Below are 16,757 nucleotides of genomic sequence, written 5' to 3' on the forward strand. Positions count from 1 at the left end.
GACCGGCCGCCGCCGCACCGGTTTTCCTGTCGGCGCACCTCCTCGCCGCGCCGGACTGCCCGACTCCACTTCCTCGCCGGGGAGTTGAGGCAGTGAAACGCCCGAACATGAGGCAACCCGCCTGCTTCGCCTTCCGTCCTCGTGGGACGGGGGAGCGCTTCGGGACCAACGGGGCGACGGGGGCGAATGCCGACCAGGAGGAGAAGAACCTTGTTCCGTGTCCGGCGAATAGGGATCGTCGCTGCGGTGTTACTCGCAGCGGTCGCAGGATCGCCAGGATCGACCCAGGCACAGCAGAACGCAGAAGGCTCCGCACGGTCCGCGGTACCCGCGTCGGCCGCGGACTCCGAAGGCCGACTTCCCGCCGGGTGGAGCGTCGCCGGCGAGGGAGCGGCGCGACAACTGGTGTGGCGCGCGGACGCCCCGGTGCCCATCAGTGATTCAGGCGTCTCGTTCTACGCCGGGGACCGGTTCCTCGGCCGGCCCGTCGGCGAGCCGGACGGCCGCTCCTTCCGGCTCACGCTGGGCGCGGCGCAACTGGGGCAGCCGTCGGACCTCCAGGCACGGACCGGCGAACGGCGCCTGGACGCGGCGGACACCGAGCGAAACCGGCCCGCCGGGCAACGGCCCGGACTCACGGCCCGCCCCTCGACCAGGCTTCCGGCCAACGCGGTCGATCCCGGGAAGCCGGGCACCTACCGGACGGTCACCGGCGACTACGCGCTCGCCTCGATCCGCCTGCCCGGCTTCCCCCGTCCCGTCGAGATGCGCGCCGTGGTGGTCGCGCCCACGAACGCCCCCGGACACCGTCCACTGGCCCTGTTCCTGCACGGCCGCCACGCCACCTGCTACACCGGTCACGGCGACGAGACCGGCGGCGAATGGCCCTGCCCCGCCGGTTCGAAACCGATCCCGAGCCACCGCGGCTACCTCGTCGACCAGAAGCTGCTGGCCTCGCAGGGCTATGTGACCGTGTCGATCGCCGCCAACGGCGTCAACGGACAGGACTACGCGGCGGAGGACGGCGGCGCACAGGCCAGGTCGTCCCTGGTGCGACAGCACTTGGCCCGCTGGGCGGACTGGGCGGAACACCCGGCCTCGGCTCCCGCGATCGTACGGCGGGCGGCCACCGCCGACCTGTCCCGCGTCCTTCTGGTCGGCCACTCGCGCGGCGGCGAAGGCGTGAACCGGGCCGCGCTGGACAGCCTCTACCCCGCTCCGGCCGGCCAGGACGGCTACCGCGGGCCGGTGCGCTGGCACATCCGGGGAACCGTACTGATCGGCCCCACCATCTTCGGCCAGAACCCGGCGCCCGACGTACCGTCGGTGACGATCCTGCCCGGCTGCGACGGCGATGTGTCCGACCTCCAGGGCGAGATGTACGTGGACGCGACGCGCGGGGTCAGCCGTGGTGCCGCCCTGCACAGTGCCGTCTACATGGTCGGCGCCGACCACAACTTCTTCAACAGCGAGTGGACACCCGGCCAGGCCCAGGCACCGGCCGAGGACGACTTCTGGAGCGGGGACCAGCGGGACCCGGTGTGCTCGCCGGGCACCGCGACGAGATTGACGGCCCGTCAGCAACAGGCCGCCGGCGCGACCTACATCGCCGCCGCAGCACGGCTGTTCGTGGCCGGTGACGACCGCGTACGGCCGCTGCTCGACGGTTCGGGCCGCCGCGCACCCTCCGCCGGCCCCGCGAGGGTTCTCACCCACGCGGTCGGCGCACGCCGCGCTCCCGCGTTCCTCCCTGACGGACCTGTCTCCGTCGACGGCGGCCGCCTCTGCCAGGAGGTGGACGAGAACGAGTCCGCGGCCTGCCTCGGCTCCGGCACGAACGGCGTCTCGCCGCACTTCGCCGCCTGGGAGACCTCCAAGGAGCCGGGCCGGCGCGCCGTGGCAATGCGGTGGACGGCCGCCGGCTCCACGGCCCGGGTCCGCTCGGCGAGGCCGGTCTCGATCGCGGGCTCCCAGGCGCTGGCCATGCGCCTGATCGTTCCGCCGAACACCAGGGACACGCGGCTCGACATCGCCCTGACCGACGCCGTCGGCCACCGGGCGACCCTCGGGCGCGTCCACCTCGACGGCCTCCCCGGAACCGGCCGCACCGCCTCCCACTGGGGTCAGGAGGTCCGGCTGCCCCTGACAGCAGCCACCCGGGCGGGAGTCGACCTGCACCGGGTGACGGCCCTGGAGATCGTCCCGCGCACCCGGTCCGGACAGGCGTGGCTCATCGACTCGTGGGGATGGCGCGCCGGAACCCCCGCCGTCCGGGCCGCGGCCCTGGCGCGCGTCGACATCGGCCGGCTGACCGTCAAGGAGGGCGACACGGGCGTCCGGACCTACCACGTGCCGGTGCGGGTCTCCGGGCACGGGAGCGGCACGGTCCGCCTGTTCGTCGCCGATCCGGAAACGGGCCGGACCACCTGGCGTGAGGTGGCCGTACGACCCGGCGGCCGGAGCCCTGAGGTGAAGGTGGAGGTCCGGGGCAACACACGCTTCGGCTACGACGTGTCGCACGACATCTTCGTGAAGGCGGTCCGCGGCGCGGTGGTCGGCGCCCACCGGGGCGGTGTCACAGCCCTGAACGACGATCCGGCGCCCACCCTCACGGTGACCCCGGCCTCCGCCCGCGCCGCCGAGGGCCGGAGCCTGACCTGGCGGTTGTCCCTCTCCGCGGCCGCCGACGCGGACATCGTGGCCGACATCGCCGTCCTGCCGGCCACCGGCGGCGCCGAACTGTCCACCACCGACGTCGATCCACAGTGGCTGCGGGAGAACTCCGGCAAGGAACCGCTGCCGTCACGGCCGCTGTCCCAGGTGAGCGGGCTCCTCCTCTTCGCCGAGGTCCCGGCCGGCCGGACGAGCACCGAGATCACCATCCCCACCGTCGCGGACACCGTGGCCGAGCCCGAGGAGGCGGTGCGGCTGCGCCCGACCGTCTACGACGGGAGTGGCACGCCGCACGACGGGCCGGAGTTCACCGGCACGGTGTACGACCCCGCGTAGTCCGCCGCCGACCCGCGCGCCGACCGGACCCGGACCATCGGACCGGACCTTGGCCGGCGCGCGGGACCGGCATCGTCGGCGTCGACGTACGAACGGCTGCTTCTCGCCCACCACTCGGGCAGTTCTGGTCTGCCTCTCGTCCGCTTCTCGCCGGAGGTGAGGTCCTCCGGAGGGCGGCTGGGCCGCGCCCGTCGCCGATGAGCATTGTCGGGAACCACCCGAAGGGTCGTTCTCCGACGCTGACTTCCCACGCGAGTCATCGACCGTGCTCCTCTGCGGGTTCGTGATCGCGGCCCTGAGCGTCGGCGGACGATCGTTCGCCGACCCCCAGGCTCGCGCGTCGCGTGAACGCGATGCGGTAGGCACTGGGTGTGAGTCCGGCTCGTCCTGAGAGGTGCCGGCGCAGCGAGTCGGTGGTTGCGAGGCCGCTGAAGCGGGCGACCTGGTCCATGGGCAGATCCGTGGTCTCCAGCAGTTCCTGTGCTCGGCCGACCCGCTGGTGGAGGAGCCACTGCAAGGGGCTGAGGCCGGTCTCCGCGTGGAATTTTCGCGTCAGCGTGCGGACGCTGGTGCGGGCATGGGCGGCGAGGGCAGCACGCGTAAGCGGTTCGTGCAGTCTTTCGAGTGCCCATGAGCGAGTGTCGGCCAGCGAGGTGCCGTTCTCGGGTGGCAGCGGTGTTTCGATGAACTGGGCCTGCCCTCCGGGGCGCACGGGTGCCGCTACGACCAGACGGGCGACGGCGTTGGCTGCCGCGGCGCCGTAGTCGGCGCGTACCAGGTGCAGGCACAGGTCGATGCCGGCGGAGAGTCCGGCGGAGGTCAGCACGTTGCCGTCCTCGATGTACAGCGCGTCGGGTCTCAGGTCGACGTCGGGGAAGCGGCCGCGGAACTCGTCGGACCTCGCCCAGTAGGTGGTGGCGCGGCGGCCGTCGAGCAGTCCTGCCCGGGCGAGGACGAACGCCCCGGTGCAGATCGAGGCGAGGCGCTTGCCCGCGGCCGACGCGCGCCGCAGCACTTCCAGTACGCGGGGGTCGATGTCCTCTCGGGCACCGGTTCCGGTGACGATGACGGTGTCGGCGACTGCCTCCAGCCCGCTCGAGATGGTGATCTCCAGGCTGCCGTTGGTGGCGACGGGTCCCGGCTGAGCCGTGCAGATGCGCACCTCGTAACCAGGGTGGCCGTCCACGGACGTCTCGCCCAGCACCAGCTCGGGGATGGACAGGTCGAACGTGGTAGCCGGGGGGACGGCGATGACGGCAACTCGATGCATGGCCCGAAGCTCCGGATGTTTGGCATTCGGGCCACTATCTTACGGATCACTCCGCGCGCAGGGTGGTGAGAGCGGCGCCGGACTTGTTGGTCGAGTGGCCCGCTCCACCTCAATGACCAGGAGAGAACGCGTGTCCTTGCACGTCATCGTCGGTGCCGGAGCCACCGGATCGGCCACCGCCCGTTTGCTGGCCGACTCCGGTGAGCAGGTCCGCCTCATCACCCGCCGCGGCATCGGGCCGACACATCCGCAGATCGAACGTATCGCCGCCGATGCCACCGACATCGCCCGGCTTGTCGAACTGGCCACTGGGGCGGCCGTCTTGTTCAACTGCGCCATGCCGCCGTACGACCGCTGGCCGGCCGAGTTCCCACCCATGGCCGCCGCGCTGCTGGCTGCGGCCGAACGCACCGGATCGGACTACGTCATGCTCGGGAACACCTACGGGTACGGGCCGATCGACGGTCCCGTCACCGAGGACCTGCCCATGGCACCCACCAGCCAGAAGGGAATCGTCCGGTCGCGAATGTGGCTCGACGCCCGCGCCGCCCACGCCGCGGGCCGGGTGCGGGTGACCGAGGTCCGCGCCAACGACTACCTCGGCGCCGGCGCGTATTCGCCGTTCACGCTGATGGTGGGGGCACGGGTGCTGGCCGGCTCGCCCGTCTCCTACCCGGGAGACCTCGATGCACCGCACAGCTGGTCCTACACCGGGGACGTGGCGCGTACCCTCGTCGCCGCCGCCCGGCACGACGAATCCTGGGGCCGAGCCTGGCACGTGCCCTCCGTGTCGGAGGCGTCGGTGCGCCAACTGGCCACGCACCTCGCGGAGGCGGCCGACGCGCCACCCCCGCGGCTTCACCACATGACCATCCAAGAACTCCAGGACATCGGGCGCACCGATTCGGTCATGGCCGAGTTTCCCGAGATGCTGTATCTGTACGACCGGCCCAACTTCCTCGACGCGTCATCGACCGCGAAGACCTTGGACGTAGCGCCCACCCCGCTCGACGACGTCCTCGCGGAGATGGTCTCGGAGCATGCCCGGTCCGTGCGCTGAAGGCTGGTCCGTCCGTGCCGTCCGGACCGGCTCCGCTCCGGCCTCGACGGTGACGAACTCCGGAACCGGGTGTCCGGGCTGGGACCACCGGGCCTCGGCGGCGCACCGGCTGCAGCGGAGTGGGCGTGGCCGCCGAACCCCGTGAGCGTGCCTGGTAGTAGTAGGTCTGGCCGGGTTCCAGATCCGTCAGCTCCACCGTGTGGTGGGCGGTACGACGACCTTCGGAGGCGGTGTGGTTCAACCGGGCGGGATGGGTCCCGTAGACGACCTCACCCTCGGTCGCGACCGGAAGCATCCGGCCTTGCCCGTTGCCGGTGGCGGGTGTTCCGGTGAACCAGGTGATGACGGCGCGGTCCTGCAGGAGAGTGACCAGCTCCAGGTGCACGGCGGATACGGTGTCGGGTGAGCGGGTTGTGCGCGCGGGTGCCGTACGGCGCGGGACGACGGCGGGGAAACGTCGGCGTTGCATGCCGGCTGGGTGCCCACCCGTTCCCCGAACCGAAGCCCGAGGCCGGACGCCCGTGGTCCGCCCGGTAGTGAACTCTCTGGCGCACCGGCCCGCTTGACGGGCGGGCCGGTGCGGTCGGGTCACGCGGTGTGCAGTGTGAGCCCGTAGCGGCTCAGGATCTCGTTCACCGGCTGGTACCAGGTCTCGCCTCCGCTGCTGCAGTTGCCCCAGCCCCCGGAGGTGACACCCTGTGCCTGGTCACCACTGATGAACGAGCCTCCGGAGTCGCCGGGTTCGGCGCAGACACTCGTCTTGGTCATCTGGTGCACCGCGCCCTGGCTGTAGTTGACGGTCTCGTTCTTCGCGAGCACGTTGCCGCAGTGCCAGTGCGACGTCGATCCCGAGCGGCAGATCGACGCGCCGATGGGGGCCTCGCCCGAGCCTCGGACGAGCTGGTCGGACACGGTGCCCCAGCCGAGGACCACGGGAACGGTCCACCAGCCGCTGCCCACGTTGACCCATGCGTAGTCGTTGTCCGGGAACGAGGAGCCCTGGAAGTTGCCGATGTAGCTGTGGTCCCAGCCGCTGACTCCGGCACCCGGCTGCGCGCAGTGGCCCGCGGTGACGAAGCCGCCGTACACCGAGAAGCCTATGGAGCAGCGGACGTTGCCGGTGTAGTAGGGGTCTCCGCCCACCGTGCCGGCCGCGAACGTCCTCGGTGCCTTGTCGGTCTGCCGCACCAGGACGGGACCGGATGTGCGGGCACGGGCGACGAATGCCCGGACATCGTTGTCATCCCTGTGTGCTGAGACCACGTCGATGACGACCGAGCCGGCCTTGGGGTCGACGTGCCAACTGCCCACGCCGGCCGGTGCGTCGAGCGCGTCGATGCGTGCCATCGTGGCGTCGAGCTGCCGCTGACTGTGTTTGACGAGGGTGACCCGGGCGCCGGTCGCCTCCACGGCCTCGCGCGAGGCGGTTCTGGTGAGGGCCACGACGAGCCGACCGCTCTCGGCGTCGAACCAGGAGCCGCCGTACGAGGTGCCGGCCGCGCGCCGGGCGGAGCGCTCGACGCCGCGTGCCGTTGTCTCGTCGGCGAGTCTGGCGGTCGCCTGCCGCTCGGTGAGTCCGAGGTCGTGCCGCATGGCCGAGATCAGTGCGGAGGAGGCGGGTGCCCGGGACGAAGTGGCGGTGAGGGGGGCTTCGTCGGCCGCGGCCTGGGTGAGTCCGAGCGTCGCGGCACTGACGAGCAGGCCGGCGGACAGGGCTATGCGTAGAACTGTGGTGCGTCTCAAGGGAGTTGCCTTTCGTCGATCCGATGGTCGGTGAGTGGGGCGAAGGGCAGGAGAGAGCGCTCTCAGAGTTGCGTGAACGAGGGTAGTGGGTGGTCGTGACTAGGTCCATACCAATGCGCGGGCCCCTCGCGCTGCCTGTTCCGGGAGTCCGAGGGCTCTCGCCTCGCGGCCGGGAGGGCGAGGGCTCTTCCGTGGCGGAGGCGGGGACGGAGGTGCACGTGGAGGGGGGTGGAGGCGGAGGCGGGGACGGAGGTGCGCGTGGAGGGGGTGGAGGCGGAGGCGTGCGTGGCCGTGGAGTCGGAAGGGAAGGTGTGCGTGGGGGTGGAGGCGGGGCGTGTGCCGGAAACCGCTGCCGGGTCGCCTTCCGTGTGCCCGCGCCGGTGAACCCTGGATCGACTTTTGGTGTCACATTCAGTCAACGTCCGGTGGCACTCCGACCGGTTCTCCGCGATCTTGAGGCCGAGGGTGAACAGCGTCTGATCACTGTCGTGTTGGCAGTAGGCTCAACCTGCTGCGGCGCCCCGATGATCACTCCTGCTCGGTAGGGCATTGACTCGTGGCGATCGACGAAATCCCAACGGCGTGAGGATGAAGCACAAGTGCTGATAGCGGGGCGGTATCGGCTGCACACCACTCTCGGGCGGGGCGCGATGGGGGAGGTGTGGCGGGCCTACGACGAGATGATCGGCCGGTCCGTGGCCGTCAAACTGCTTCTCTCCCAGGACGCCGACCCGACCGCCGCGGCCCGGTTCCGTCTGGAGGCCCAGACCGCGGGCCTGCTGAACCATCCTCATGTGGTCGGCGTCCTGGACTTCGGGTCGTACGAGAACCGGCTCTTCCTCGTGATGGAACTCGTCGAGGGCGACAGTCTCGCCCGTGTCCTGGCCGGTGCCGGGACGCTTCCCGTCGAACGGGTCGCGCGGATCGCGGCACAGGCTGCCGCCGGGCTCGCCGCCGCTCATCAACAAGGCATCGTGCACCGGGACATCAAGCCGGGGAATCTGCTCCTGGACGCCGAAGGGAGTGTCAAGATCGGCGACTTCGGGATCGCCCGCTTCCTGGACGACCCGGCGGGAGGCCTGACCGCGACGGGACAGATCGTCGGCACCAGTCTGTACCTGGCTCCCGAGCGTGCCCTGGGCAAGACCGCCGGGCCGCCGTCCGACATGTACTCGCTCGGCTGCGTCCTGTACCAACTCCTCACCGGTCGGCCGCCGTTCCAGGCGGGCAGCCCCGTGGCGGTTCTCCATCACCACCTCGACACCGCCCCCACGCCGCCCCGGGAGCTCGGTGCGGACCTGCCGCCCGCCTTCGAGAACTACCTGCTCGGCCTTCTCGCCAAGCAGCCCGAGGACCGGCCCACCGCGCCCCAGGCGGCCGCCTGGTACGGCACGGGCGCCTGGCAGGGACGTCCCGAGCCGCTCCCGGCGGCGATGCCGGAGCCCGGGCGTCACCGGCAGGACCTCAGGGCCGCAGGTCCCGCGACCACGTACGCCCTGCCGTCGGTGGCGAGGGACACCGGCGGTGGCCACCGCTCGCGCCGCCGCCGGCGCCCGGGTGTCGGTGAGCTCCTCGCTGATCGGCGAAGAGCCGTGGGTGCCGCCGCCGGAGCGGTGGTCTTCCTTCTCGCGGTGCTCGTGGGTGTGGCGTGGTTCTCGCCCGACAGCAGCTCCGCGCAGACCCCGCAGCCCGGCTCGACCGGCGCGGTGAACACGTCCTCTCCCACGGCCACGGCGCCGGGCAGCGCTCCCGCGGGTCCATGACCGGACGGCCGAAGGCCGATGCGGGCGAGGACGGGCCGGAGTCCGGCGCGGGTGCGTGCGGCTCGTTCTGGACCTCCTGCCCGCGGCCTTCGACACCCTCACCCGAAGCGGGGCGGGAGCGAGGGCGGGAGGGGGGCGAGGGCGGGAGGGGGAGCCGAATCCGAAGCGTCGAATCGGACGCGCGGGCTGCGGGTACCGGATATTCGCGATATCACTTCATACGGGTCTTCGGGGTGGCATACGTCAGGCTGCCGCGAACGGTGTTCTTGTGGTAACTCCCCTTTATTTGTAGGGAGTTCGTCAATCTGGCACATGTGAGACGTGACGCTTTCGTGCCACCGTCCGCTGTTCCCACCGCGGGTCCGGGGCCGATAGAAAGCGCTCCATGATCTCCCGCATACCTCCCCGCCGGAGCAGCCGCAGGGCACTCGCGGCAGCGGTCGGTACCCTCGCAGTTCTGACAACCCTGGCCTTGCCGCCCGGCGTCGCGACGGCTGATGCGTCATCAGAAGCCGGACCGGCCAAGCCCGTTGCCGCCCCCGGCGCCGGACAACAGACCGTCACCCTCCTCACCGGTGACGTCGTGCGCGTCTCCGACCTCGGCGGCGGCAAGCAGACCGCCGACGTGACCCGGCCGCCCGGCGCCCTCGGCGGCGTGCGCACCGAGACCGTCGGCGGCGACCTGTACGTCTACCCGGACGAGGTGATGCCGTACCTGGCCGCCAACCGCCTCGACCGGCGGCTGTTCGACGTCACCTCCCTCATCGAGCAGGGCTACGACGACGCCCACAGCACGGGCATCCCGCTGATCCTGAGCTACGGCGCCAAGTCCGCGCCCGCCGCCCGCACCGCGCCGACCGGCACCACCCGGGTGCGCTCGCTGCCCGCCATCCACGCGACATCCGTCCGCGCCGCCAAGAAGCAGACCCGGAAGCTGTGGAAGTCCGTCGCGCCCGCGACGTCCGCCACCGGCACCTCCGTCGGCGCGAATTCCCTCACCGGAGCGGCCTCCACTTCTCCCCGGCTCGGCGACGGCCTGTCCAAGATCTGGCTGGACGGCCGCGTCAAGGCGACGCTGAAGGACAGCACCGCGCAGATCGGCGCGCCCGACGCCTGGGGCAAGGGCCTGGACGGCAACGGCGTCAAGGTCGCGGTCCTGGACACCGGTGCCGACCTCAACCACCCCGACCTGAACGGCCGGATCGGCGAGTCACAGAGCTTCGTGCCCGACGAGACCGTCCAGGACGGCCACGGCCACGGCACTCACACCGCCTCCACCGTCGGCGGCAGCGGAGCCGCCTCCGACGGCGCCGAGAAGGGCGTGGCGCCCGGCGCCGACCTGATGATCGGCAAGGTGCTCTCGAACGACGGCTACGGCCAGGACTCCTGGATCATCGCCGGCATGGAGTGGGCCGTCGACCACGGCGCGCGCGTCATCAGCATGAGCCTGGGCTCCTCGGATCCGTCCGACGGCACCGACCCGATGAGCCAGACGGTCAACAAGCTCACCGAGGAGAGCGGCGCGCTCTTCGTCATCGCGGCCGGCAACTACAGCAGCGAGGCGAGCATGGGCACCCCCGGCGTCGCCGACGAGGCGCTGACCGTCGCCGCCGTGGACGCCAACGACAAGCGCGCGTCCTTCTCCTCGCAGGGCCCGCGCCTGAACGACTACGCCCTCAAGCCCGACATCTCCGCCCCGGGCGTGGCCGTCCTTGCGGCCAAGGCGGGCGGCAGCGCCGCGACCGGCTGGTACCAGTCGATGAGCGGTACCTCCATGGCGACCCCGCATGTCGCGGGCGCCGCGGCGATCCTCGCCCAGGAGCACCCGGACTGGAAGGCGCGGCAGCTCAAGGACGCGCTGATGAGCACGTCCAAGGCACTGCCCGCCTACACGACGTACCAGGTGGGTTCCGGCCGCGTCGACGTAGCCGCCACCACCGCCGCCACGGTCACCGCGACCGGCTCGGCGTACTTCGGCATCGACTCCTGGCCGCACAGCGACAGCACTCCGCTCGACCGCACGGTGACGTACACCAACACCGGTGACTCCGACGTCGAGCTGCACCTGGCGCTGAACGCCTCCGTCGCGGGCGGCCCGTACGACACCGACCCGACCGCGGGCAAGGGCACCCCGGCCCCCGACGGGATGTTCGCCCTCTCCGCCGGCACCGTGACCGTGCCCGCGCACGGCACCGCGACGGTCACCGCGACCGCCAAGCCGGACCTGGGCGCCGACGGCCGCCGCTACCTCGGCCAGATCACCGCCACGGACGGTACCGGCGCCACGCTCACCCGCACCCAGGTGGGCCTGTACCGGGAGGACACCCGCCACACCCTGCACATCACCCTGGAGGACCGTTCCGGCAAGCCGGCCGCGGGCTGGGTCGAGATCCAGCGCCTCGGCAGCACCGAGGACCCGTACAGCGTGACCATCGGCGACAGCGGCAAGCTCGACCTTCGCATGCGCGAGGGCACCTACAGCCTGCTGACGTACCAGGACGTGCCCGGCAGCCACGGCCCCGACTCGCTCGGCATGGCGCTGATGGGCGACCCGGAGGTCGTCCTCGACCAGGACCGGGACGTCGATCTCGACGCGAGCCGCACCCGTGAGGTCACCGCGCAGGTCCCGCGCCGGACCGAGGACCGGGCACTGTCCATGAACTGGTACCGCGCGGACGGCCAGGCGGCCAACTCGTACGGCGTGGGCGTCGTGGAGGTGCAGTACCTGCTCGCCTCCACCTACGACAGCATGTTCGTGCTGCCCACCCGCAAGACGACCCAGGGCACCTTTGAGTACGAGACCCGCTGGCGCAAGGCCCTCCCGCTGCTCACCGTCACCGACGACGGCAGGCCCGTCCAGGTCATCACCCAGGCAAACTCCGCGCGGTACGACGGGCACAAGCGCCTGCAAGCGGTGGACGCGGGCACCGGCACCGCCGCCGAGTACGCCGGGCTGAACGTCAAGGGCAAGGCCGTGCTGGTGACCCGCTCGGACGCGCTCACCGGCGCGCAGCGGGCGCAGGCGGCGGCCGACGCCGGGGCAGCGCTGCTGCTCGTGGTCAACGACGAGCCGGGCAAGCTGATCCAGTCCGTCGGCACCTCCGCCGGCGACAGCGCCGTGCCCGTGTTCTCCGTGACCGCCCGCAACGGGGCCACGCTGATCGCCGACGCCAGGCGCGGCCGGCTGCGGCTGGAGGTCGAGGGTGTGCCCAACTCCCCGTACGTGTACGACCTGTCCGACCCGCACCCCGGCCAGATCCCGTCCACCGGGCTGGCCTACCGTCCCCGTGCGTCCGAACTGGCCACGGTGGAGATGCGGTTCCACGGCGCCACCGCCACGACGAGCGGCGAGTGGCGGTCGGGCTTCCGTCCGTACCGCAAGTACGGCTCCGGGTACCTGCTGCGCCAGGACATGCCCGGCACCCGCACCGACTACGTCTCGGCGCAGGAGGGGACGCAGTGGGTGGAGAGCCAGGGCACCGGGCCGGGGCTGCTCCTGTCGAGCCAGAGCACGCGCACCACGTACAAGCCCGGCTCGTTCCAGGTCCGCAACTGGTTCAAGCCGGTGACGCGCCCCGCCAACGGCGGCACCTACTGGTGGTCGCAGCGGCAGAAGACCTCGCTCGCGTTCAACATCCAGCCCTGGTCCGACAGCGGTGACGGCCACGGCGGCGTCATCCAGACCAGTGGTCCGGCGAAGGTCAGCCTGAAGGTCTACCAGGACGGCACCCTGATCAAGACCTCCAACTCGTCGGCCGCCAACTTCGTCTACCCGCCGACCGTCCCGTCGGTCTACACCCTCGACATGACCGCCGATCGCGACGCGGCCACGTACCGCCTGTCCCCCCACACCCACACGGTGTGGAACGTCAAGTCCGACCCGGTCACCGACCCGACGGTGATCGCCCGGGTGGCGGTGCTGCAGATGGACTACGGCGTGGACACCGACCTGGCGGGCGACGCTCGTGGCGGCCGCCAGACGCTCCGGCTCACCCCGCATCACCTTGACGGCGCGGCGGGCGCCGGGAAGATCCAGGGCGCGACACTGTCGGTCTCCTACGACGACGGCGCGACCTGGACCCCGGTCGAGACGAAGGGCAAGTCCGGTACCTGGACGGCCTGTTACGACGCGCCGCACCACGGCTATGTGTCGCTCAAGGCCGAAGGCTGGGACGACGCGGGCAACCGCATCACCCAGGAGGTGATCCGCGCCTACGGTCTGAAGTAGTCCGCATACGGAGGCTGCCGTCCCGAGTCGTCGTGTCGCCCACCCGCGGGCGACCGACGGGGCGACAGCCTCCGTTCGCGTTCCTCCGGACCTCCGCTCGTCAATGCGAGGGTGATCACCCGGTGTTCCGGAGTCCGCGCTGTCCGGGCAACCAGTTCGGGCGCTCGGGCGTCCTCTGGTTGAGGATCCCCGGAGGGGAGGCGCGGATGGGGCTGGTGCGCACACTGCTGCCGTTGTCCCGGGCGGCGGCCCGGCTGAGCACAGGTCCGGGGGGTCGGCTGCACGGCGCCGCGCTGATGCGCTGCGTCATCCCCCACTGGGTGCTGTTGCGGCCTCCGTCGCCGCAGCGGCGGCTGGCCTGGGCCGAGGAGGCGGTGGCCGTGTACCGGGCGTTCGTCGAGACGGCGGCCCCCCGGCCGCGAGACCGGGACGACCTGGCCCGCGGCCTGGTCCAGCACGGCTACGCGCTGCAGCTCGTCGGCCGCTGGGCGGAGTCCTGCGCGGCGATGGACGCGTCACTGGCCGTACCGGGCGCGCGGTGGTCACCGGCGCAGCGGGCGTTCCTGCTCCTTCTTCGGGCGCAGGCGCAGTTCAACCTGGCCCGACCGGACGACGCACTCGGCCCGGCGGAAGAGTGCGTGGCCGCCTGCCGCCGGCTCGTTCCCGCCCGCCGGGATCGTGCCTTCGGCGGTCTGCCGAGGGCGTTGCGCACGTACGCGCTGGTGTTGGCCGCCCTGGATCGTACCGAGGAGTCCGTGGCCGTCTACGAGGAGTGCGCCGGGCTGCTGCGGACCGTGCCGATATGGGAACTGGGCGGCGTGGCGATGCTGCGGGTGCTCGTACTGGGCGAACTGACCAACCGGTTGCGGGCGTCGGGCCGGTACGAGGAAGCGCTGTCCGTCGGGCCGGAGGCGAGGGAGGTCATGGACCCGATCTTCCTGTGGGCCCTGCCCGACGCCGCACGGTCTTCGCGTGTACGGCTTCTCACGGACCTGGCCCGTTGTCTGGAGGCCACCGGAGAGCTGCCGTCGGCGCGGACGACCGCGGAAGAAGCCGTCGCCGAGGCCCGGAACCTGGCAGGCCGGGACCGAGGGTCCGGGGAGCGGTCGCTGATCACGGCGCTCGACTGTCTTGCCGACGAGTTCGGTGAACTGGGTGAGCCGACAGCCGAGTTGAACGCGCGTCGGGAAGCGGCCGACCTCTGCACCGCCCTCGCCGCCGAGCGACCTGAAGCCTACGACTCCCTCCTCGCCGTCTGCCTGGAGCGGCTGGCCGACTGTCACGAGACGGCGGGTGACCTTCCCGCGGCAGTGCGGGCGAGCGAGCGTGGCGTGGCCGCGTACCGGCGCGCCGCGGATCTCGACCCGCCCGCCCATGAGCCGCGGCTCGCCCGCAGCCTGGCGAACTCGAGCCGTCTCCGGGGTGACGACGGAGACCTCGACGGCGCGATCGGGGACGCCCGGGAGGCGGTCGCCCTCACCCGCCGGCTGGCCGAGTCCGACTGGCTCGCCCACCACGCCCCGACAGCCCGCCGTCTCCGGTTGCTCGGCCGTGCCCTCCGCCGCAACGGCGACCACGCGGCGGCTGTCGCCTGCTACGAGGAGTCGGAGACCATCCTGGCGGACGCCTCGGCGGATCCCGGGACCGACCGGCACGCCGCCGACCTCGGTGGCACCCATATCGGCCTCGCCCGCTCACTCGAGGCGGCGGCCGACGCCCACCTGGCCGACGGCCGTACCGACGACGCGGTCCTCGCGCTGCGCTCCCTGCTGGCTCTCACCCGACGCACCGACAGGTCGGACGTCCACGTCTGCTGCATGGCCGCCTTCGCCCAGGCCCTCGCGGAGCACCGGGACACGGTCGTACCGGCCTGGAGACGAGAGACCGGTGAGGACTTCCCGACGTTCGTGTACCGCTGGTCCGAAGCGGGGAGCGAGCACCGCCGCCAGGGAGGAAACCGAACTCCGGTGGCCGATCGGGCGGATCCACGACAGAGCGGACGGATGTGACTCCGAAAGCGGAACGCTCCTTCTTAAGTCCGGGTTAAACGCGTCTTAAGGAACCGTGGGCGCCGCTCGCTTCCACAAGTAACCGCAGCTCAGGGCGATTTGACGTGCCCGGCTGTCAGTTGGCCTCTCAACAACTCGTGCGTAGCATCGGGGCCCACCGGTGCCGTCCGTCGCTGACCGGAGAGCGCTCTCATCGATGCGCTCTCATCGCCCGCACAGCGGGCGCGGGCCGGAGTACGAGTTCACCCCCCCCACAGACAAGGTGTGTTCAGCCATGGCTGCTCATCGCGCACGTCGATGGTCCCTCGGAGGGCTGGCGCTGCTGCTCGCCACGGGCGTCGCCGGTGGCGTCCTCCTCACCACCACGGGTCCCGCCGCGAACCAGGCCCACGCCGCCCCGGTCGTACAGACCTGGTCCGACGAATTCGACGGGGCCGCCGGAAGCGCCCCGAACTCCGCCAAGTGGACCTTGGAGACCGGTGGTTCGGGCAACGGCAACCACGAGCTGCAGTACTACACGAACAGCTCCGACAACGCCGCCCTCGACGGGAACGGCCACCTGGTCGTCACCGCGCGCAAGAACAGCGACGGCGGACTCCAGTGCTGGAACGGAACCTGCCAGTACACGTCCGCCCGGCTCAACACCGCACGGACCTTCACCCAGGCGTACGGCCGGTTCGAGGCCCGCATCAAGGTGCCGCGCGGACAGGGGGTCTGGCCCGCCTTCTGGATGCTGGGCGACAACCTGGGCAGCGCGGGCTGGCCGAACAGCGGCGAGATCGACGTGATGGAGAACGTCGGCAAGGAACCCGGCACGGTGCACGGGACCATCCACGGCCCGGGATACTCCGGTGCCGGCGGCATCGGCGCCGCGTACACCCTGCCGGGCGGCAAGGCCTTCGCGGACGACTTCCACGTCTTCGCCGTCGACTGGAGCCCCACCGCCGTCACCTGGTCCGTGGACGGGCAGACGTACGAGACCCGCACGCCGTCCGACGTGAACGGCAACAAGTGGGTCTACGACCACCCGTTCTTCGTCATCCTGAACCTCGCGGTCGGCGGTGACTGGCCCGGCAGCCCGGATTCCGGCACCTCCTTCCCGCAGACCATGACCGTCGACTATGTGCGGGTCTCCGCCACGAACACGTCCCAGTCCACCACCGGGACCGGCGCCCTTAAGGGCATCGGTGGCATGTGCGTCGACGTGGCGGGCGCGTCCAGTGCCGACGGGACGCCGATCCAGCTCCACGGCTGCAACGGGGCCGACGCCCAGAAGTGGACCGTGGGCAGCGACGGCACCGTACGAGCCCTGGGCAAGTGCCTGGACGTGCGCGCCGCCTCCACCGAGAACGGAGCCGCGGTTCAGCTCTACACCTGCAACGGCACGAAGGCCCAGCAGTGGACCCTCACCTCCGCCGGTGATCTGACGAACACCGGCGCGGACAAGTGCCTCGACGCCAAGGACGGTTCCTCGGCCGACGGCACCCGGCTGCAGATCTGGACCTGCGGCGGAACGGCCAACCAGAAGTGGACGCTCGCCTGACCGGCCGGCCTTCGGATCGACTCGCCCGACCGGCCGGCCTCCGGATCCACTGGCCCGGCCGGCCACCCTCCAGTGCGTCGGCCGACCACCCTCCAGTGCGTCGGCCGTCCCTCCCGCCGCCTGCCGCTTCCT

Annotated in this window: 8 protein-coding genes and 1 pseudogene; 6 read left to right on the top strand and 3 right to left on the bottom strand. The window is 71.5% G+C overall.

All coding sequences use genetic code 11. The annotated features are described in order from the left end of the window. Positions 1-210: 210 nt before the first annotated feature. The gene (locus ACFYW8_RS01715) at positions 211-3,009 is read left to right on the top strand and encodes a hypothetical protein (protein ID WP_389065899.1); all 2,799 of its coding nucleotides are present in this window, start codon (positions 211-213) and stop codon (positions 3,007-3,009) included. 256 nt (positions 3,010-3,265) lie between these two features. Here the strand turns inward: ACFYW8_RS01715 and ACFYW8_RS01720 are convergent, their stop codons facing one another. Continuing rightward, complete coding sequence (locus ACFYW8_RS01720) at positions 3,266-4,279, bottom strand: GlxA family transcriptional regulator (RefSeq protein WP_389065903.1); 1,014 nt, start codon at positions 4,277-4,279, stop codon at positions 3,266-3,268. Positions 4,280-4,409: 130 nt separating this feature from the next. Here ACFYW8_RS01720 and ACFYW8_RS01725 point away from each other — a divergent pair, with 130 nt between their 5' ends. Next, positions 4,410-5,339, top strand: a complete 930-nt coding sequence (locus ACFYW8_RS01725) for an NAD-dependent epimerase/dehydratase family protein (protein WP_389065906.1) — start codon at positions 4,410-4,412, stop codon at positions 5,337-5,339. 145 nt (positions 5,340-5,484) lie between these two features. On the opposite strand, the pseudogene ACFYW8_RS01730 reads toward ACFYW8_RS01725, so the two are convergent. Together ACFYW8_RS01730 and ACFYW8_RS01735 are read right to left on the bottom strand one after the other, a co-directional pair. Next, positions 5,485-5,808 (bottom strand): annotated as a pseudogene (locus ACFYW8_RS01730) (fibronectin type III domain-containing protein); the annotation flags it as partial. Positions 5,809-5,927: 119 nt separating this feature from the next. Further along, positions 5,928-7,082, bottom strand: coding sequence for a S1 family peptidase (locus ACFYW8_RS01735; RefSeq protein WP_389065910.1), 1,155 nt, complete (start codon positions 7,080-7,082; stop codon positions 5,928-5,930). 599 nt (positions 7,083-7,681) lie between these two features. On the opposite strand from ACFYW8_RS01735, the gene ACFYW8_RS01740 reads away from it, so the two are divergent. From ACFYW8_RS01740 to ACFYW8_RS01755, 4 genes are all read left to right on the top strand, one after another. Next, a complete protein-coding gene (locus ACFYW8_RS01740) occupies positions 7,682-8,845 on the top strand; it encodes a serine/threonine-protein kinase (protein ID WP_389065913.1) in 1,164 nt (387 codons plus the stop codon). A 385-nt stretch (positions 8,846-9,230) separates the two neighbouring features. Next, positions 9,231-13,073 carry a S8 family serine peptidase gene (locus tag ACFYW8_RS01745; protein WP_389065917.1) on the top strand — a complete coding sequence of 1,281 codons (3,843 nt, stop codon included), beginning with the start codon at positions 9,231-9,233 and terminating at the stop codon, positions 13,071-13,073. 206 nt (positions 13,074-13,279) lie between these two features. Then, complete coding sequence (locus ACFYW8_RS01750) at positions 13,280-15,082, top strand: hypothetical protein (protein ID WP_389065921.1); 1,803 nt, start codon at positions 13,280-13,282, stop codon at positions 15,080-15,082. A gap of 274 nt (positions 15,083-15,356) precedes the next feature. Continuing rightward, a complete protein-coding gene (locus ACFYW8_RS01755; RefSeq protein WP_389065926.1) occupies positions 15,357-16,625 on the top strand; it encodes a family 16 glycosylhydrolase in 1,269 nt (422 codons plus the stop codon). The last annotated feature ends 132 nt before the right edge of the window (positions 16,626-16,757 follow it).

It is taken from the genome of Streptomyces sp. NPDC002742, from assembly GCF_042888885.1.
Lineage (GTDB): Bacteria > Actinomycetota > Actinomycetes > Streptomycetales > Streptomycetaceae > Streptomyces.